Source organism: Halotalea alkalilenta (assembly GCF_001648175.1).
Lineage (GTDB): Bacteria > Pseudomonadota > Gammaproteobacteria > Pseudomonadales > Halomonadaceae > Halotalea > Halotalea alkalilenta_A.
This window is the reverse complement of record NZ_CP015243.1, coordinates 2,125,307-2,144,538: the sequence shown is the minus strand read 5'-3', so window position 1 is coordinate 2,144,538 and position 19,232 is coordinate 2,125,307. Positions and strand designations below refer to the sequence as shown.

Annotated in this window: 19 protein-coding genes; 9 read left to right on the top strand and 10 right to left on the bottom strand. The window is 63.8% G+C overall.

Annotated elements, in window-relative coordinates:
- Positions 1-42: 42 nt before the first annotated feature.
- Together A5892_RS09530 and A5892_RS09525 are read left to right on the top strand one after the other, a co-directional pair.
- Positions 43-984, top strand: coding sequence for an ABC transporter permease (locus A5892_RS09530; RefSeq protein ID WP_064122600.1), 942 nt, complete (start codon positions 43-45; stop codon positions 982-984).
- A 4-nt stretch (positions 985-988) separates the two neighbouring features.
- Entirely contained in the window at positions 989-1,810 is an 822-nt protein-coding gene (locus tag A5892_RS09525) for an ABC transporter permease (protein ID WP_064122599.1), read from the top strand.
- Between the two features lie 12 nt (positions 1,811-1,822).
- On the opposite strand, the gene A5892_RS09520 is transcribed toward A5892_RS09525, so the two are convergent.
- The 5 genes from A5892_RS09520 to A5892_RS09500 form a co-directional block, all read right to left on the bottom strand.
- Entirely contained in the window at positions 1,823-2,467 is a 645-nt protein-coding gene (locus A5892_RS09520; protein WP_064122598.1) for a GntR family transcriptional regulator, read from the bottom strand.
- 301 nt (positions 2,468-2,768) lie between these two features.
- Positions 2,769-3,983 (bottom strand): alanine transaminase, encoded by a 1,215-nt coding sequence (gene alaC, locus A5892_RS09515; protein ID WP_064122597.1) that lies wholly within the window; start codon positions 3,981-3,983, stop codon positions 2,769-2,771.
- Between the two features lie 171 nt (positions 3,984-4,154).
- Entirely contained in the window at positions 4,155-4,961 is an 807-nt protein-coding gene (locus A5892_RS09510; protein WP_064122596.1) for an SDR family NAD(P)-dependent oxidoreductase, read from the bottom strand.
- 82 nt (positions 4,962-5,043) lie between these two features.
- Positions 5,044-6,348, bottom strand: a complete 1,305-nt coding sequence (locus A5892_RS09505; protein WP_064122595.1) for an MFS transporter — start codon at positions 6,346-6,348, stop codon at positions 5,044-5,046.
- Positions 6,349-6,427: 79 nt separating this feature from the next.
- A complete protein-coding gene (locus A5892_RS09500; protein WP_223302850.1) occupies positions 6,428-7,702 on the bottom strand; it encodes an MFS transporter in 1,275 nt (424 codons plus the stop codon).
- Between the two features lie 523 nt (positions 7,703-8,225).
- On the opposite strand from A5892_RS09500, the gene argE reads away from it, so the two are divergent.
- Both argE and A5892_RS09490 read left to right on the top strand, forming a co-directional pair.
- Positions 8,226-9,434 carry an acetylornithine deacetylase gene (gene argE / locus A5892_RS09495; protein ID WP_064122594.1) on the top strand — a complete coding sequence of 403 codons (1,209 nt, stop codon included), beginning with the start codon at positions 8,226-8,228 and terminating at the stop codon, positions 9,432-9,434.
- Positions 9,435-9,502: 68 nt separating this feature from the next.
- Complete coding sequence (locus A5892_RS09490; protein WP_064122593.1) at positions 9,503-10,363, top strand: aldo/keto reductase; 861 nt, start codon at positions 9,503-9,505, stop codon at positions 10,361-10,363.
- Between the two features lie 28 nt (positions 10,364-10,391).
- On the opposite strand, the gene A5892_RS09485 is transcribed toward A5892_RS09490, so the two are convergent.
- Both A5892_RS09485 and A5892_RS09480 read right to left on the bottom strand, forming a co-directional pair.
- Entirely contained in the window at positions 10,392-10,973 is a 582-nt protein-coding gene (locus A5892_RS09485; protein WP_064122592.1) for a DUF1415 domain-containing protein, read from the bottom strand.
- A 111-nt stretch (positions 10,974-11,084) separates the two neighbouring features.
- Positions 11,085-11,516 carry an OsmC family protein gene (locus A5892_RS09480; RefSeq protein ID WP_064122591.1) on the bottom strand — a complete coding sequence of 144 codons (432 nt, stop codon included), beginning with the start codon at positions 11,514-11,516 and terminating at the stop codon, positions 11,085-11,087.
- A 462-nt stretch (positions 11,517-11,978) separates the two neighbouring features.
- Here A5892_RS09480 and A5892_RS09475 point away from each other — a divergent pair, with 462 nt between their 5' ends.
- Positions 11,979-12,737, top strand: a complete 759-nt coding sequence (locus A5892_RS09475) for a DeoR/GlpR family DNA-binding transcription regulator (protein WP_064122590.1) — start codon at positions 11,979-11,981, stop codon at positions 12,735-12,737.
- Between the two features lie 24 nt (positions 12,738-12,761).
- Here A5892_RS09475 and A5892_RS09470 read toward each other — a convergent pair whose 3' ends face one another.
- Positions 12,762-13,313 (bottom strand): histidine phosphatase family protein, encoded by a 552-nt coding sequence (locus A5892_RS09470; protein ID WP_190295674.1) that lies wholly within the window; start codon positions 13,311-13,313, stop codon positions 12,762-12,764.
- A gap of 191 nt (positions 13,314-13,504) precedes the next feature.
- On the opposite strand from A5892_RS09470, the gene A5892_RS09465 reads away from it, so the two are divergent.
- Positions 13,505-13,846 (top strand): flagellar transcriptional regulator FlhD, encoded by a 342-nt coding sequence (locus tag A5892_RS09465; protein ID WP_064122589.1) that lies wholly within the window; start codon positions 13,505-13,507, stop codon positions 13,844-13,846.
- A gap of 11 nt (positions 13,847-13,857) precedes the next feature.
- Positions 13,858-14,532, top strand: a complete 675-nt coding sequence (locus A5892_RS09460) for a FlhC family transcriptional regulator (RefSeq protein ID WP_064122588.1) — start codon at positions 13,858-13,860, stop codon at positions 14,530-14,532.
- Here the strand turns inward: A5892_RS09460 and cysQ are convergent.
- Both cysQ and A5892_RS09450 read right to left on the bottom strand, forming a co-directional pair.
- Positions 14,516-15,376 carry a 3'(2'),5'-bisphosphate nucleotidase CysQ gene (gene cysQ, locus A5892_RS09455; RefSeq protein ID WP_064122587.1) on the bottom strand — a complete coding sequence of 287 codons (861 nt, stop codon included), beginning with the start codon at positions 15,374-15,376 and terminating at the stop codon, positions 14,516-14,518. The two genes, A5892_RS09460 and cysQ, sit on opposite strands and share 17 nt — an antisense overlap.
- A 205-nt stretch (positions 15,377-15,581) precedes the next feature.
- The gene (locus tag A5892_RS09450) at positions 15,582-15,968 is read right to left on the bottom strand and encodes a histone-like nucleoid-structuring protein, MvaT/MvaU family (RefSeq protein WP_064122586.1); all 387 of its coding nucleotides are present in this window, start codon (positions 15,966-15,968) and stop codon (positions 15,582-15,584) included.
- 406 nt (positions 15,969-16,374) lie between these two features.
- Between A5892_RS09450 and dinB the strand changes: the two genes are divergently transcribed.
- Together dinB and A5892_RS09440 are read left to right on the top strand one after the other, a co-directional pair.
- On the top strand, positions 16,375-17,439 hold the full coding sequence (gene dinB, locus A5892_RS09445) for a DNA polymerase IV (RefSeq protein ID WP_064122585.1): 1,065 nt from the start codon (positions 16,375-16,377) through the stop codon (positions 17,437-17,439).
- A gap of 197 nt (positions 17,440-17,636) precedes the next feature.
- Positions 17,637-19,184, top strand: a complete 1,548-nt coding sequence (locus tag A5892_RS09440) for a ribonuclease J (protein WP_064122584.1) — start codon at positions 17,637-17,639, stop codon at positions 19,182-19,184.
- Positions 19,185-19,232: the final 48 nt, after the last annotated feature.

Here is a 19,232-nt window from a genome sequence, read left to right as displayed (position 1 = left end):
ATACGTTCGGCGGGCGCCGGTCGACACAAGAGGAGACGCCACATGAGTACATCGATCCCTGATACACAGGCTCAGGTGGCGCCGTCGTCCCTGGCAGCCAAGACGCCGTGGCGCGCCCTGCTGGGCCGCGTCGACTGGCCACTGGCGCTGTTTCTCGCCGCCTGGTTCCTCGCTGTGGTGGTACCGCTGCTGGGGGTGGTGGTCTACAGCTTTTTCGAAACCAAGTCGTTTTTCACCGTGTACACGCCCAGCCTCAATACCTGGGCCTCGATCTTCGACTCGGGCCGCTTCGAGGTGATCCTGCGAACCCTGCGCATCGCCTTCACGGTGACCGCGGTGGAGCTGGTGCTGGCCTTCGCCTTCAGCCTGTGGCTGGCCAAGGGCCACGCTTCGCGCACGGTCAAGGCGATGACCCTGGCGCTGATGACGGTTCCCTTCTTCCTCGATCTCTCTTCACGCACGATCATCTGGCGGGCGCTTCTGGGCGAGAATGGCCCGCTGATCCCGTTGTTCATCGGCATCGGTCTGGTCGAGCCGGGCTCGGCCGGCATTCTGTACAGCGAATGGGCCGTCCATTTCGGCATGGTCATCGCTCTGTTCCCGACCATGATGCTGCCGGTATACATCGCCATCTCGCTGGTCGACGACGCCTTGATCGATGCCAGCAACGACCTCGGCGCCTCCCCCTGGCAGACCCTGACCGGGGTGATCATCCCGCTGTCGCTGCCCGGGGTGATCGCCGGCGTGCTGTTCACCCTCGGCTCGGCGATGGCCGCCTGGGTGGAGCCGAGCATGCTCGGCGGCGGCTTCGTCAACCTGCTGAGCAACTCGATCGAAAGCGCCTACTCGGCCTTGCGCTACCCCGTACTGGCGGCCCTGACCACGCTGATCATGCTGATCCTCGGCGTGCTGGTGCTGGCGTTCGTGCTCATCGGTCGGCGCTTCGGCGACCTGTCTTCCTCGTTTCGCATCCTGAGGAGTTGAAACCGTGAACCAACATCCCCGGGTACATCAGCGTTGGAGCTACTGGAAAGGCTGGCCGCTGCTGGGCAAGAGCGTCGGCGCTCTGATGCTGCTGCTGATCTACTTCCCGCTGTTCTGGCTGGCGCTGATGTCGATCAGCGAACGCCCGCTGTCGGGCATTCCCTTTCCGCTGTCGCTGGAGCACTACGCCGCGCTGTGGCAGGACACCCGTTGGATCGGCCCCTTCGGCGCCAGCCTGGCGATGGCGCTGCTGATCGGCGTGCTCTGCGCGGTCTGCGCCACCTACGTGGGCCGCGCGCTGCCGCTGACGCGGCGACCGGGGCGCCTGATGCTGCTGCTGGTGCTGCCGCTGTTTATCCCCGGCATGTCGATGGGCGCGGCGCTGTTCATCCTGACCCGCACCGTACTGGGGCTCAAGCTGGGCTTCTGGTCGATCGCGGTGGGCCATTTCATCTGGGCCTTCCCCTTCGCCCTGCTGATCATCATGGTGCTGACCACCCGCTTCGACCACCGGCTGATCGAGGCCGGGGCGGATCTGGGCGCGTCGAAGTGGCAGATATTCCGCGACATCGAGCTGCCGCTGCTGCGCCCCGGCATCGTCGGCGCCACTCTGTTCGGCTTTCTGCTGTCGTTCAACGAAATGCTGCGCACCCTGTTCCTGCGCGGAACCACCGAGACCATGCCGGTGTGGAACTGGATCATGGCGTCGTCCCAGCAGTCGCAGGTGCCGATCATCTTCGCGCTGACGACCCTGGTACTGCTGGTGACCCTGCCGCTGTTCCTCGGCCTGTTCTGGATCCTGTTCGTGCGCCTGGAGCGCCAGTGAGAGGCGCCCGGCTCAGCCCCGGGCGTGCAGCGAACTGGCCGATACGTGGATGTCCCGCACCAGACAGTCGTAGACCTCGGCGGGGTCTCCTCGCTCGAGGGCTGCGTAGATCCGTCGATGTTCGTCATTGGCGTGGTTGACGAAATCGGGGTCGGCGAACAGCTCGTTGAACAACGGCCCGACCCGGCTCCACAGGTCCTGGATCATTTTCAGCAAATGCGGGGAGTTGGCTTTTTCATAGATATGGAAATGGAACTTCTGATTCAGCGCCACATAGCCTTCCGAACTATTTTCACGCACTGATTCTTCCAGCTCATCGAGCATCCGCCCGAGCTCTTCCAGGGACGCGGCGTCTATGTTCGGCGTGGCCAGTTCCGCGGCGAGCCCTTCCAGCGCACAGCGAATGCGCAGCAGCTCGAGATACTTATCCTTGGAAATCTTCGGCACCGCGATCGAGCGATTCGGCAGCACATCCAGCCGGTGCTCGGCTACCAGACGCTGCAAGGCCTCACGGATGGGCGTTGCGGAGATACCGTAGCTATCGGCGAGTGCCCGGATGATCAGCACCTGACCGGGCAGAAAGCGTCCTGAAACCATGCCCTGGGTGATTTCATCGTAGGCGAGCTCGGTCAATGTCCGGTGCTCGATCTTTTGCATTACGAAAACCCTGATGTTTTTCCAAGTGCCCTGCCGCCGAACGGCTGCAAAAACCGAGTGTAACACCTGATCTTTCCGCCATGGTCACGGGCTCGATTCGCCACCGCTCGAGGCACGAGCGGGCGAGCGCCTCGGGGCGGTACGCATCTGCGGACAACGAGATCGAGCGATGGCTGGTGGATGGTCGGAAAAATCCTCTGACGGGATCTGGCGTCGGATTTCTCAGCGAGTCCCGCTTGGCCTCGCATACTCGAATGAACGGCACTACTCGCCAAGCGGGTCGTCGCTGGATGGATCGGGCTCAAGCCTGGGCGGGTAGCAGTCCGTCGGCGCGGAACATCGCCTTGATCCCGCGTACCGCCTGACGCGTGCGGTCGCGGTTCTCGATCAGCGCGAAGCGCACATGGTCGTCACCGTACTCGCCGAAGCCGACGCCGGGAGAAACGCAAACCTTGGCATCGGCGAGCAGCTTCTTGGCGAACTCGAGCGAGCCGAGCCCGGCATAGGGCTCGGGGATCCTGGCCCAGACGTACATCGACGCGCGCGGCTTCTCGACCATCCAACCAGCCTCGTGCAGGCCCTTGACCAGCACGTCCCGGCGCGCCTGGTACTCACGGGTGATCTCGCCGACGCAGCCCTGGTCGCCCTCGAGCGCCGCGATAGCGGCGACCTGGAGCGGTGTGAAGGTGCCGTAGTCGTGATAGCTCTTGAGCCGCGCCAATGCCTGGACCAGCTCAGGGTTGCCGACCATGAAGCCGATCCGCCAGCCAGCCATGTTGTAGCTCTTCGACAGAGTGAAGAACTCGACCGCGATCTCCTTAGCGCCCTCCACCTGCATGATCGATGGCGCCTGCCAGCCGTCGTAGACGATGTCGGCATAGGCGAGGTCGTGGACCACCAGCACACCGTACTGCTTGGCCAGCGCCACCACGCGCTCGAAGAAGTCGAGTTCGACGCACTGGGCAGTGGGGTTGGAGGGGAAACCGAGAATCATCATCTTCGGGCTGGGGATGGTCTCGCGGATCGCTCGCTCGAGCTCGGCGAAGAAGTCCATGCCCGGCACCAGCGGCACCGAGCGCACCTGGGCGCCGGCGATCACCGCACCGTAGATGTGGATCGGATAGCTGGGGTTGGGCACCAGCACGGTATCGCCGGCATCGAGCGTGGCGAGCATCAGGTGGGCGAGCCCTTCCTTGGAGCCGATGGTGACGATTGCCTCGCTTTCGGGATCGATCTCCACTGCGTAGCGGTCCCGGTACCAGTGGGAAATCGCGCGGCGCAGACGCGGGATACCCTTCGAGGTCGAATAGCCGTGGGTATCGTCGCGGCGCGCCACCTCGACCAGCTTGTCGACGATGTGCGCGGGCGTGGGGCCGTCAGGATTACCCATCGAGAAGTCGATGATGTCCTCGCCGCGGCGGCGAGCGGCCATCTTGAGTTCCGCGGTGATATTGAAAACGTAGGGGGGTAGACGATCGATGCGGGTGAAACGACGTGGGGTGGTAACGCTGGTCATGGGACCCTCGGCAGTGACGTAGGCGCCCGGAACCGTCCGAGCGACGCCGGCCGCGTATCGCAGCCTGGGACGTGCCTCACTCATTCAACCGTGCACGGCAAGGGATGAGCGAAACACGCCAAGGCTCACTTTCCCTAATCCCGACGGCGAAATCCAGCGCTTTTCACCGCCTCACTCACCGTCGACACCCTCCTTGCCGGGGCGCTCGTCGTAGCGGATGACGTTGTGCATGTAGCCACCGTCGATGTAGAGCGTGGTCGCGGTGATGTAGCGTGCCTGCGGCGAGCAGAGGAACACCACCGTCTGGCCGATGTCCGGCGTCTCGCCGACGTGCCCGGCGGGTATCCAGCGCTCGAACTTGTCGCGCCCCAGCGCGTCGATGTCGCCACGGTTGATGTCGGTCTCGATCGCGCCCGGTGAGAGCCCGATCACCCGGATCCCATACTCGCCCCACTCGACCCCGGCGGCACGGCTGAGCATCTTGAGCCCCGCTTTGGCGATGCTGTAGTGGCCGACCCCCTTGCGCGTCACCTCATCGTGGATCGACTGCATGTTGATCACCACCCCACCGCCGCTCTTCTTCATTCGCCGGGCCGCCTGCTGGGCACAGAGGAAGGGCGCTGTGAGGTTGACCTGGATCAGCGCATCCCACTTCTCCGGCGGCAGATCCTCGAGCGCGTACTTGTCCTCGTAACCCGCATTGTTGATCAGGATGTCGATCTGGTCGAAATTCCGATCGAACTGCTCGAAGAGCTCTGCGACGCTTGCGGCATCAGCGAAGTCACCGGTGACCACCACCACCTTCACCCCATGCTTGGCGCTGAGCTCCTCGGCGGTGCGAGTCGCCTCGTCGCGCGGCCTGCGTGAATGGAGTGCTACGTTGGCGCCGGCGGCGGCGAGCTGCGCGACCACCTCGGCGCCAATCCCGCGGTTGCCGCCGGTGACCAGCGCATTCTTGCCTTTGAGGGAAATTTCCATATCGCCTCCTGCTGGGTGCATGCCGGGGAGGACCGATGCCGCCCCACCAAGACCAAGCCTAGCAGGCCACGGAGAAGATGCCTTAGTTCAGCCGGACCCGGCCAGCGACCAGGCCGCGGCGGGTGAGATAGGCGCCGATCGCCATTCCGAGCAAGCTCAACAGCACGATGTAGTAGACCGGCGCATAGTCGAAATGCACGATCGCAAGCGACAGCACCAGCGGGGTCAGCCCGCCGAAGATCGCATAGGCGACGTTGTAGGAGAACGACAGCCCCGAGAAACGCACCTCGGCCGGAAACGCTTTCACCGCGACAGCAGGGATCAGCCCGGTGATGCCGACGAAGAACCCGGTCAGGACGTAGAGCGGCACCAGGTAGTCGATGGTGTGGTGCATGGTGACGTAGAAAACCGTGAAGCTCGCGCCCAGGCCGAAACTGAACGCCATGAACACCGGCCCGTCGCCAAAGCGGTCGGCCAGCCGCCCACAGACTACGCAGCCGACCACCACGGCGAGGATCGCCAGGCTGTTGGCCGAGAGCGCGGCGGTCCGATCGAGCCCGATACCCGGCCCTTGCAGGAGGGTCGGCATCATCAGGGTGGTGACCACGATCGCCGCAGTGAGGATCCAAGTCACCAGCATCGCCAGCAGCACCCCAGCGCGATGCTCACGCACCACCCGCTTCAATGGCATCTCGCGCGAGAGCTTTCGGCGCGAGCGCATTTCAGTGAACACCGGGGTCTCGTGCAGGTAGCGGCGCAGGTAGAGCGTCACCAGCCCGAGCAATCCGCCGAGGATGAACGGCAATCTCCAGGCCCAGCTCTCGAGCTGCTCCAAACTGAACTGGCGATGCACCACCGTGGCTACCAGCGAGCCCAACAGGATCCCCAGGGCGAGACCGGCGGAGAGCGTGCCGCAGGCGAAACCCACGTGGCGAGTCGGGACGTGCTCGGTGACGAACACCCAGGCGCCCGGCGCCTCACCACCGATCGCCGCCCCCTGCAGCAGCCGCATCGCCAGCAGCCGCAGCGGCGCCAACACACCGATCGAGGCATAGGTCGGCAGCAGCCCCATCGCCAGGGTGGGCAACGACATCAGCAGGATGCTGAACATGAACATCCGCTTGCGGCCGAGCAGGTCGCCGAAATGGGCCATCACGATGCCACCGAGCGGACGGATCAGGTAACCGGCGGCGAAGATCCCGAAGGTCTGCACCAGGCGCAGCCACTCCGGCATGTCGGGGGGGAAGAACAGCTTGCCGATGGTCGCGGCGAAGAACACGAAGATGACGAAGTCGTAGAATTCGAGCGCACCACCGAGGGCGGAGAGAGCGAGCGTCTTGGCATCTCGGCGATCGAGCCGGCGGGCACAAGCGAGGGTGTCGGACATCTGCAAGGGTTTCGCACGGCGAACGACGCCTGGGCGCCGGGTCCGGCGGCGCGAGGGCGCCGCCGGGGACTGGAACTGTTCAGCGTGACTCGGCGCTGCCGCGGGATGCGCCCGAGTAGATCAGGTAGATACCGATCAACATCCCCAGGACGCCGAGCAACGCAACGTAGTAAGCCGGTGCGTAGCTCCAGCGTGCCAGCGCGAGCGACAGCGCCAGCGGCGTCGCGCCGCCGAAGATCGCATAGGCCACGTTGTAGGAGAACGAAAGCCCCGAGAAACGTACCTCGGCGGGAAACGACTTCACCGCTATCGCCGGCACCAACCCGACGATACCGACGAAGAAGCCCGACAGCGCGTAGAGCGGCACCAGGTACTCGGTGGTGTAGTGCACCGAGACGAAGAAGAAGATGAAGCTGACGCCGAGACCGAAGCTGAACAGCGAGAACACCGGGCCATCACCGAAGCGATCGCCCATCCGGCCGCTGACCACACAACCGATCAGGGTGAACACCAGCGCGATGGTATTGGCGTTGAGCGCGGTGGCACGGTCGATGCCGATCGATGGCGACTGCAGCAGCGTCGGCATCATCAATACGGTGACCACGATCGCACCGGTGAGCACCCAGGTGACCAGCATCGACAGCACCACGGCACCGCGATGCTCGGTGATCACCTTTTTCACCGGCAGCTCGGCCGCCAGCGTCTTGCGCGCCTGCATCTCGGCGAATACCGGGGTCTCGTGCAGGTAGCGACGCAGGTAGAGCGTCACCAGGCCAAGCAGGCCACCGAAGATGAACGGCAACCGCCAAGCCCAATCGTGAATCTGCTGATCGCTGAACGTGGCGCTGAGCAGCGACGCGACCACCGAACCGATCAGGATGCCGAGCACCAGCCCCATCGACAGGGTGCCGCAGGCCAGGCCGATGTGCCGGCTCGGCACATGCTCGGTGACGAAGACCCATGCCCCCGGCGCCTCGCCACCGATCGCCGCTCCCTGACAGACGCGCATCAGCAGCAGCAGCAAGGGTGCGGCGATACCGATCGAGGCGTAGGTCGGCAAAAGGCCCATGATCAGGGTCGGTACCGACATCAGCAGGATGCTGAACATGAACATCCGCTTGCGGCCGAGCAGATCGCCGAAGTGGGCCATCACGATGCCACCGAGCGGACGGGCCAGATAGCCGGCGGCGAAGATCCCGAAGGTCTGCACCAGGCGCAGCCAGTCGGGCATGTCGGCGGGGAAGAAAAGCGCCCCTACCACCGTGGCGAAAAAGACGAAGATGACGAAATCGTAGAATTCGAGAGCGCCGCCGAGGGCGGAAAGCGCCAGGGTCTTGGCGTCTTGACGGTTCAAGCGCCGCTCGCCCGACTCAATGGCATCATCGTGGGTTCTGGTAGTCATGGGTGTCGATACAGTGGGTTCGAAGAGAGCGCGTACCGGCCAGAAAGGCCGTGGGCTCGTTTGGTCTTGATCGGAGGTGGCCGGCGCGGCGCTGGATATCGAGCGCCACATCGAAGGCGAGGGATCACCTCGCCGCACGTCGGTCTCATCGTTCTCGGGCGCGATCGCATCGGGTGGGAAGATCCAGCGTCCGGCCTTCCACTCGGCTCGCAATGAAACGAATGGAACGCTTAGCCGACCTACTCTACCAGGGCGATGTCCTCGCGTCAGCCGCGTGGGCGGAAAAGTTCCCTGAGCACATGCCCGATCGTGCTCGGATCGGTAAGCGCCGGCACACTGCGAATCTCGATGTCCCGCTGCCGCTGAGCGGGATGCACAGATCACCGAGACTGGCCATGCGACGATGTTCCTGTTCTAGTCGAGACACCGGCGCGACGACAAGGCGCACTCCTGCTTGGCAAGAGAACACTGAGCAATGGACCAAAATCCTGATCACGAGGCCTGCCCACCGCCCCGGGAGAGCCGTGACTGGCTGGCCCGGCTGGTAGGTTTCGACAGCGTATCGCGACATGGCAACCTGGCACTGATCGAGGAGATCGAGACAGCGCTGGGCGCCCTCGCGAGCAGCCCGGGCCAGCCACTTTGCTTCGAGCGGATAGAAAATGACGAGGGAACCAAGAGCAATCTGCTGGTGCGCGTCGGACCGGACCTGCCAGGCGGGGTGGTGCTATCGGGACATACCGACGTGGTCCCGGTGGACGGGCAGCCCTGGTCGAGCGACCCGTTCGAGCTGACAGAGCGCGATGGCCGGCTGTACGGTCGCGGCAGCTGCGACATGAAGGGCTTCATCGCCTGCTGCCTGGGGCAGCTCGAGTACTGGCGCGGGCTCGAGCTCAAGCACCCGCTCTATCTCGCCCTCTCCTATGACGAGGAGATCGGCTGCCTCGGCGCTCCGCGGATGATCGAGCGCCTGGCGGCAAAGCCCCATCCTCCGCACTTGGCGATCATCGGCGAACCGACGATGATGCGCCCGGTCACCCGCCAGAAGGGCATCACCGTGCTGCGCACCAGAGTGACCGGGCTTGAAGCGCACTCCAGCCAGATTCCATCCGGGGTTTCGGCGGTCCATGTGGCAGCCCGGCTGATTTCGCGAATCGAGACGATCATGCACGAGCTGAGCGAAGAGCGCGCCTGCGACGAGGCCTACAACGTCCCCTACTCGACACTTCACGTCGGCAAGGTGGAGGGCGGCACCGCGATCAACATCATGGCGCGTGAATGCGTGTTCGATTGGGAGGTTCGCCACCTGCCCGAGCAGGGGTTCAAGACCATATTCGAGCGCTTCGACCGTTTCGCCCGCTCGCTCGAGTTCGAGCTGCGCGAGCGCGCCCCGACGGTCTCGATCGACACCGAGACCGTGGTCGCTACGGTGCCCGGACTGCGCGCCGAAGCCGATAACCCGGCGCTGGCCTTTCTCGCTCCCCTCCTGCGCGACGAAACCCCGCAAGGGGCGGTGGCCTTCGCCACGGAAGCGGGACAGTTCCAGCAGGCGGGGTTCAGCGCGATCGTCTGCGGCCCGGGCGACATCGCCCAGGCCCACCAGCCCGATGAGTTCATCGCAGTGGAGCAGCTCGCCGCCTGCGATGCGCTGATGCGGCGACTTGGCGAGGCGCTGTGCCGTTGAGCGCCAGGTCCCGGCGCTGCGCCGACGTACTAGACTAAGACCTTTTTTACCGCCAAGGAGCCATGCATATGACAGCCACGCTCGACTTCGCCGGTGTCCGCCTGCCCGCCATCGGCCAAGGCACCTGGCACATGGGAGAGGGCCTATACACCCCGGAAGAGGAAGCGGAGGCGCTGCGCCGCGGGCTCGATCTGGGTTTGAAGCTGATCGACACCGCCGAGATGTACGCCGATGGCCACGCCGAAGAGATCGTCGGCCGAGCGCTTGCCGGGCGCAGGGACGAGGCCTACCTGGTCTCCAAGGCGTTGCCTTCACACGCTGGGCGCGACGCGGTGGTACGCGCCTGCGAGCGCAGCCTGGCGCGACTGGGTACCGACCGGCTCGATCTCTACCTGCTGCACTGGCGCGGCGGCACCCGGCTCGAGGAAACCCTCGAGGGGTTCGAGCGACTCGTGGAAGAGGGCAAGATCCTGCGCTATGGGGTATCCAACTTCGACGTCGACGACATCGATGAGCTGGCGGCGCTGCCAGGCGGCGAGCGCTGCGCCACCAACCAGGTGCTCTATCATCTCGGCTCGCGCGGAATCGAATACGCTCTGCTGCCGCGCATGCGCGAGTTGAGGATGCCGACGATGGCTTACTGCCCAGTGGCCCAGGGAGGCGTCTCCAGTCGAGCGCTGCGTGAACACCCGGAGGTGAAGGCCATCGCCGAGGCGCGGGGAATCTCTCCCACTCAGCTGCTGCTGGCCTGGACGATTCGCCCCCGGGATGGTCTGCGCGACATACTGGCGATCCCCAAGGCGGTACAGCCTTCGCACCTGGCGGAGAATGCCCAGTCTCTCGAGATCGAATTGAGCGAGGCCGAACTTGCGCGACTCGACCGCGCCTTCACCCCGCCACAGCGCAAGGAACCACTCGACATCGTTTGACCCGCCGCTTTCGGCTCGATCCTTCGATTCAATCGCAGCCGCGGTCGGTAAGTAGCCGCGCCACGCCCTGCTCGCCCAGCTCGCGAAGCAGGGCTACGTTGCGCTCGGGGATGCGCTCAGGGTGCGGAAAACAGGCCAGCGCCTGCTCGAGCTGCTGCTCTCGAAGCAAGTGGAAGAGCGGCCAGGGCGCTCGGTTGGTCAGATGCGCGGGATCGCTCGCGGGACTGCCTTCGAAGCGGTAGTCGGGGTGGAAACTGGCGATCTGGTAGATCCCTTCGTAGCCGGCCATCGCCAGCCAGCGCTCGGCGAGCTCGAGCCAATCCAGATAAGTGTCGAAGTCGAGCGTGCGGTCGACCAGCACGATCACCGTGGTGCTGATCGTTTCGTCCTCGTCGAGCAGGCGGACCTCCTCGTCGAGCGCGGCCAGCGCGAGAGCGAAGTCGCCGCCGTCGACCGCGCGATAGCGCACCCTTCCGGCGTCGAGTTCGCGGCGAGCGAAGGGACAGAGATCGAGACCGACGACTATCCGCGTGATCCAGTCGCGCGTCTGCCGTAGCGGCTGCTGATGGGGGGAAACTGCAGGATCGAGGGACGGGGAGGAAGAAGGCATCGGCATCTCGGCGGGATCAGGCCCCGCAGTCTAATCGCACACACCTCCGCGCGCGAGCTGCCAACATCAGCGCGGGCCCGGATGGCGAAGCCGCCATCCGGGCAAGTATCTTCAGCTCACTAGTTTGGCGTCGAGAGTGATTTCGGCATCGAACAGCTTGGACACCGGGCATCCCTCCTTCGCCTGGTTGACGATCTTGTCGAACTGGGCCTGGTCGGCACCGGGTATCTCGACGCTGGTGGCAAGGTGCACCGCGGTGATCGAGAATCCTTCACCATCCTTGTCCAGCGATACGGTGGCGGTGGTGTCGATGCTGGTGGCGGTGAGACCTTCATTGCCAAGCATCAGCGACAGCGCCATCGAGAAGCACGCCGCGTGCGCAGCCCCCAAGAGCTCCTCCGGGTTGGTGCCGGGCTGCCCCTCGAAGCGGGTATTGAAACCGTACGGATTCTGCTTGAGCGCACCGCTTTCGGTGGAGACCGTGCCCTTGCCTTCCTTGATCGAGCCGGACCAGTGCGCAGATCCCTTCTTCTTGATACTCATGTCGTCTCCTTGATCGATGACGGTTCGTCTGGATGATTCGTCTGGATAGCTCTTATGGATGGTTTGCCTGGAAACCGCCCGGATCCGCGCGCTTGGACATATCGAGTCGAAAACACCTTCGCACGAGGCCGGGCCAGCTATTCAGGCGTCACCAAAGGTGACCGGCTTCCCTCAGGGTAGTAGAGGCTCGGGGAAAAGACAGCGTGCAACCACCCCACAGAAGCAAAGCCCGATCGTACATTACAGCGAAGACCGATACTGCCAGCTCATCGCTTCTCCAGCCAGATCGCCATCAGTGTGGCAGGACCGGCATCATCGTGCCGACTGGGCTGGAATTGCTTCCAGGCCCCGCTTCACCCGGCACGAATGGGGCTTGAAGGTAATTCTTAGGCCAAGGTCGATGTTGTTTGCTGTGGGAATCCTGCGTTAAATCCTCGCAAACACGACGAAAGCGCCATCGCCATGCTCCCCGAAGAAAGAAAGCAGCAGATCCTTTCCACCCTGCAGCGCGAACACAAGGTCCATGTCGGCGCGCTCAGCGAGCGCTTCCGGGTGACCGAAGAGACCATTCGGCGCGATCTCGAGAAGCTCGAACGCGAAGGCTGGCTGAAGCGCACCTATGGCGGCGCGGTGCTGCGCCGCGAAGGTGACAGCGCCCTGCCCTACTGGGCGCGCGAGACGCTCTACGTCGACCACAAGCGACGCATCGCCCAGAGCGCCTCGGCGCTGGTCGAGGATGGGATGACGATCATGATCGACGCCGGCACCACCACCTTCGAACTGATGGGGGCGCTGCGCAGCCGGCGCAACGTCACGGTGGTCACCAACTCGGCGCGAATCACCGCGGGCGTGGAGAGCGATGCGACCCTGCTGTGCTGCGGTGGGGAGCTGCTCGGCAAATCGTTGGCCTTCGTCGGCCCGATCGCCGAAAGCTGCCTGGCGCGTTTCCATGCCGATATAGCGTTCATCGGTGCGATGGCGCTCGACGCCGAGCGCGGGCTGATGGAGGCGAACATCGGCGAGGCGGAGATCAAGCGGGTGATGAAGCGTCATGCCGAGTGCACGGTGCTGCTCGCCGATGCCTCCAAGTTCGATGGACGCGCACCGGTCCAGGTCGGCCCGCTGAGCATGGTCGATGTGCTGGTCAGCGACCGTCTGCCGAACGAAGAATGGCGGGCACGACTGGAGACCGCCGGCACCCAGCTGCGCCTCGTCGACTAGCCCGTCCGCGCGGCTCCCCGGCGCTCAGAGCGGCTCGAACCGCCAGCTGCCGGAGTGCTGGTCAGGCGGCAGGATCTGGGTCGGTTCGACGTTGCCGATGCGCGGCCCTTCATGGGTACCGAAGGCGAGATGGCGAATCACTCGGAAGACGCCGGAGTGAGCGAAGATCAGCGGCCGCTCGTAGCGTTCGAGCAGGGCATTGATCGTGCGCCCCACTCGCTCGACGAAATGCTCCCATGCCTCGGCACCCTCCGGTGGATCGAGATAGGGCATCGGCAACAGGATGGGGCCGAGCTCCAAAGGCCCCCAATCGCGTTCACACAACCCCTCGAGCAGCAGCGGCCGGCAGCCCGGCACCGCCAGCATCGCGGTCTGGCGTGCGCGAAATTGTGGGCTCGAGGCCACTACGCAGGCGTGCCAGCCGGCGAGCTTTTCTCGTGCGGCGATCGCCTGCTGCTTGCCTTTATCGGTAAGTACGACATCGAGCCTACCGGCCACGATACGCGCACGATTATGAAAAGTTTCGCCATGGCGAACGAATAGGAAAGGTTTGGGGATCAGTTCCAACACGGGCATCTCTTCGTCCGTCCTTCGGGCACGCATGATGTTAGCCAGCATCCGCAGCATGATGCAATCGCAGCATCGACAAAGTGTCCGGGATAACTTTAATGGTTTCTTAAATAAGAAATTAAAGCGCGCCATCGGCTTGCCGATTTCCATCAATGCAAATGATTACTCCTATCGATAATGCACGAAAGGGCATCATCATGGAAAAGAAAGAACAAGACCTAGCACTGCTCTCCAAAGTTCATCGGCACAATCTGGCCTATCTGATCCTCGCCCGCGACCTTATCAAGCATGACCTCGACCAGGCGATCCTGCAGCTTGGTATCGATACCGACATCGCCACGCGTCTGCTTGCGCTACCCATTCAACAGCTGGTGGAGCTTGCCCACATAAGCCAGCTACTGTGCGTTTTCGCCCTGCGGGATCCCACCCTGCTGGAGAGCGACCCGTCGCAGCGACGGCTGGCCGAGGCGCACAGCGCCCGACGCATGCTGAGCCTGCTCGACCCCATCACCTGCGCTTCGCTGCGCTATTCGAAGTGATGGAGGGAAAAATGGCCGGTCAAGGACTGATCGAGCAGATGCACCAGCAACAGCTGGCAATAGAAATGATCGAGCTCGGCGCGCGCACCTCGGTGATCATGCAGAGCGTCGCCATTTCCTACGGACGACTTGCGAGAATCCACCGAGAAAAGACCGGCGCCCACCTGCCCAAGGGGGCGCTTCCCTTCGCCGCTGACTGGTTTCTCCAATGGCGTCCCAACATGCACGCCTCGCTGTTCTACAACATCCACCGCCAGTTCGAACTGCGCACCAGTGCCGCCCCAGCCGAACGATTGCTGAAGAGCTACCGGCTCTACCTGCAATGGCAGGAGGATGCATGGGAAAACGCCCTGCTCTCTCTGACCCGGGCCTGGACGATGCTGCGCTTTCTCGACGGCGACTTGCTGCAGACCACACGCTGTACCCGCTGCGAGGTCCTGTTCATCGACCACGCCAACGCGCCGCGCTGCGGCTACGTATGCGGTCTCTGTCAGCCGCCGGCGCGGGCGGGCAGCGGACGCGAAGCCGGGCCGATCGATTCCCGCCGGCGTTCGATCGACCAGGGCGTCGCTACCGACTGGCACGGCGTGGATGAAGACAAGATGGAAGCCGCAAAGGGCGTCGAGCATGCGAGGTATTCAAATCCATTCGTCCCAGCGACACAGAGGTTCAATCGGCCCGGTTGAGCAACGCCTCGAGCAACGGCGCAACACCGGGCGCGAAAGCAGCGAAGTGGGGGTTGATCAGGCTGTCGCGCCGGTTGTAACCCAATGCCTCGCCGAGCGAATGCTCGCCCAGCTCGACCAGCGCACCGCCGGCGCATTCGAGGATCAGCTGCGCGGCCGCCGTGTCCCACTCCCCGGTCGGACCGAGACGGAGGTACAGATCCGCCTCTCCCGCGGCGATCTGGCAACTCTTCAACGAGCTGCCAAGCCGTCGGGTGGAGTGCTCGGGCAGCAGACGGCGCCAGCGCCCCTGTGGATCTCGCGAATGGGAGCGGCTTTCGAGCAAGCGCAGCGGCGTGCGCTCGTACCATCGCCGCGCCTGGAGCACCTCCCACTGCGCCGCACCCGAGCACCCGGGGCCGCTCGGATAGCGCAGCGCCGGCGCGCCGCTGCGCGCGGTATAGCCAACATCCAGCGCCGGCGCTTCGATGACCGCGAGCACCGGTCGATGCGCGTCGATCAGTGCGATATTGACGGTGAATTCGCCATTGCGACGAATGAACTCCTTGGTGCCATCGAGCGGGTCGACCATCCAGAAACGTGACCACTGCCGGCGCGATTCGAGCTCCACCGCGCTCGACTCCTCGGACAGCACCGGCACCTCAGGGGTGAGCGCGCTCAGTGCCTGGTGGATCAAGCGATGGGCGCTGCGATCGGCCTCGGTCAGCGGCGTGTGATCAGCCTTGAGCGACACCGGTGTAGTATCGTCTCGAGCATAGATACGCATGATCTCCTCGCCCGCTCGGCGCGCGATGTCGATCACCTGCTGCTGTAGTTCCGATACGCTAGGATCGGCGTGACTCATTAGGCCTCCTCGGTGGCAATCCCGGCTTGTGCACAATATAGCGCGCCGATACGGCCAACCCACGCCATTGCCAGCTGCATACAACGAAAACCGCCCACCAGGATGACCCGGTGGGCGGTCGCTCGATCTCAAGCACGAACGCATTCAAGCAGCGAGACGACAAACCGTCATCGACGCCGCGAACACGGCTCGATGCGCTGCTCATTCAAGCTTCGGTGCCTTCCAGCCAGCTCTCAACCGTCTCGGCGCCGTATTGTTCTTTCCATTCCTTGAGTTCTTTGTGGTTGCCACCACGCGTTTCAATTACATCGCCGGTATGAGGGTTCTTGTAGATCTTCAGCTTGCGTTTTCGGCGCGTGCCGGTGCCTTTGCCGCCGGATTTAGCCACATCGCGCGATGTACTCTCACCTTGGGGGGCCAGAATCTCGATCACTTCCGAAACGCTCTTGTCAAACTCGCCCATCAGCGACTCGAGCTTGCCCTTGAACTCCAACTCCACTTTAAGCCGTTGATCCTGCTCGAGCTTCTGAAGTTCTTCACGCAGCTTCTTGATCTGCTGTTCTTTGAGTAAATAATCGCTGAGAAGTGACATCTAGGAGCATCTCCAATCAGGTTGAGGCAAGAGCCACCATTCAAGACCTCTGGTCAGTGGCAAAGGTTCATAATGGATGCTTACTTTTCCGCCGACGCATTGTTCACGCATGCAGGACCAAAAGCTGGATCCCACCTTGGGACCGAAATCTTACCCCATGCAAGTAATGGAAGACACCCGGATAAGTCCCACTTTACATTTTATTTCATTCTTTAGAACACACCGTCTCGCCTTTTTAGCCAACTCCCATATCGTCCCCGCTAACCTTGAATAAAAACAAACATTCGTGGAGTAAAACTCAAATGGACGATGAAAGAGCATCCAAAGCGATACCAAGGCGCTGATGCGCCATGATAGGCCAGCGCAGGGGCTGGACATTCATCCAGGATGACGCGAAGATCGCCCCATGCGAAAGATCCTCCACGCCGATTGCGACTGCTTCTATGCCGCGGTGGAAATGCGCGATGATCCCAGTCTGCGCGACATTCCCATCGCCATCGGCGGCCGCCCCGAGCAGCGTGGGGTAGTGGCGACCTGCAACTACCCTGCGCGACGCTTCGGCGTGCACTCTGCGATGTCGAGCGCGCAGGCGCTGCGACTTTGCCCCCAGCTGCGACTCATCCCCCCCGATTTCGAACGCTATCGGCAGGTCTCCGCCGAGATCATGACGATCTTCCAGCAGCTGACCGATCGCATCGAGCCGCTCTCCCTCGACGAGGCCTTCCTCGACATCAGCGGCATCGAGCGCTTCAAGGGCAGCGGCACCTGGATGGCCGAGTGGCTCAAGGCGCGCACGCGAGAGGTCACCGGCATCACCATCTCGGTAGGCGTGGCACCGAACAAGTTTCTCGCCAAGATCGCCAGCGACTGGCGCAAGCCGGATGGCCTATACGTGATCACTCCCGACCAGGTCGATGCGTTCGTCAGCGCCATGCCGGTCGGCAAGCTGCCGGGCGTCGGCCCCGCCACCGCCGCCCGCTTGGAACAAATGGGCATCGCAGACTGCCAGGCGCTGCGGCAGCGTCCCATCGCCGAGCTGATCGACCATTTCGGCAAGTTCGGACGGCGGCTCTACGAGCTTTCCCGCGGTATCGACGAGCGCGAGGTGAAGACCCACCGCGAGCGCAAGTCGGTAAGCGTCGAAACCACTTTCGACCGCGACATCGACGACCAGCAGGCCCGCTGCACGGCGCTGGCTCCGCTGGTCGAACGTCTCGCCGAGCGCCTCGCCCGCCATGGCGCTCCTTCGATCGGAAAACTGTTCGTCAAGGTCCGATTCGACGACTTCACCAGCACCACGCTCGAAAGCGGCGGCCTGGCGCCGCAGCTCGACAACTTCATCACGCTGTTCGACCAGGCCTGGCAGCGCGGCCAGCGACCGATCCGCCTGCTCGGCGTCGGCGTACGTCTCGCCGATGCGGCGTTGGAACGTCAGTTGGTGCTCTTCGAAGAGCCCGCCGCCCCCCAATGAACCAAGCGGCGCGAAGATGAATCACTGTATATTCAGCGACTTCGAAGCGGGTGCGATTGTCGCGATCCAGTCACGCCGCGTATAGTGAAATGCCCAACGGCAAAAGGCGTCCCATGAGCCGACACCATGTATCCATTCGTCCTCGCCGCCGTTCGCCGCTCGATGTCCTGTTCATGGGGGGGTGCGGCGAGATTGGCATGAACCTCACTCTTTATGGGAGTGAGGATCGCTGGATCGCCATCGACTGCGGCATGATGATCCACCAGGAGCTGCCTGGCTCTCCCCTGCAGGTACCCGATGTAGAGGCACTCCGGCAGCGGGGGATCACGCCCTCCGCGCTGGTCGTCACCCACGGTCATGAAGATCATATCGGTGCAATCGTCTGGCTGTGGCCGCGCTGGGGCTGCCCGATCTGGGCGTCACCGCTGGCCGCCGCGATGCTGCGTCACCGCTTCTCCCAGCACGGCCTAGACACCGGGGCGATCCAGGTCTTCCAGCCCGGCGACGCTTTCGAAATCGAGCCTTTCGGTGTGCGCACCCTCGGGGTCACCCACTCGATTCCCGAAAGCTGCGCGCTGCTGATCACCGTCGGCAAGCACCGCTTGCTGCACACCGGGGACTGGAAACTCGACAGCCAACCGCTGCTCGGCCAGCGGATCGACGAGGCACTGTTTCGCGGTCTGGCGCCGATCGACCTGGTGGTCGGCGACTCCACCAACGCCACGGTCAGTGGCCACTCGGCGAGCGAGGGAAGCGTAGCCCAGGCACTCGCTTCGGCGATCGCCAAATGCCAGGGGCGCGTGGTGGTGAGCTGCTTCGCCAGCAACCTCGCCCGTATCCACGCCGCCGGGCTCGCCGCGCGCGGAAGCAATCGTCGCGTAGTGCTGGCCGGGCGGGCGATGCAGCGAATGGTCCAGATCGCCAAGAGCTGCGGCTACCTGGAGGCCTTCCCGCTGCCCGTGCCGCTCAAGGACGCGGGCTACCTTCCACGCGAGGAAGTGCTGCTGATCGCCACCGGCAGCCAGGGCGAGCCAGGCGCTGCGCTCTCCCGCATGGCGCAGGGGCGGCACATGGAGCTCGAACTCGAAGCCGGCGACACGGTGATCTTCTCGTCCAAGATCATTCCCGGCAACGAACGCGCGATCGCAAGCCTGGTCTCGGCGCTGCGGCGCCGCCAGATCGAGGTGATGGACGAGAGCGAGCATCCAGAACTGCACGCCTCCGGCCACCCGGCCAGGGACGAACTACGCACGTTCTATGGCTGGATCAAGCCTCGCTACCTGCTGCCGGTGCACGGTACCGAAGAGCATCAGCGCGCCCACCTGGCACTCGCTCACGAACTGGGCATCGAAGGCGATATCAGCCCTCGCGATGGTGACTGGCTGCGCTGGGATGGACAGCGGGTCGAGCTGGAGACACGGTTGGAACTCGCGCCGCGGCTGATCGAGCAGCGCCGCAGCGATAATCGCCGCGACTCACGCCCCGTGCTCGCCCTCGTGCTACCAGTGGTCCACGATGAATCGGGCTGGTCGCGCGTCGGGCGACTGATCGTCGACCCGCCGCTGGGCGTCGAAATCGACGAATACGTACTCAGCGACTGGCTCGACGAGCGCCTGGTCGACCAACAGGCACGCAGCACCCGAGAGCTGCGTGAATTCCTCCTCGATGCCCTGAGCCACTGGCTGTTCGATCACGGCCAGCGCGTGGCGAGAATCCATCTCGACATCGTCGAAGTGGCCCCCTGAACGAAGTGAACCCCCGCGGCTAGCGGGGGTTCAGCTCCGAGGAAAAAA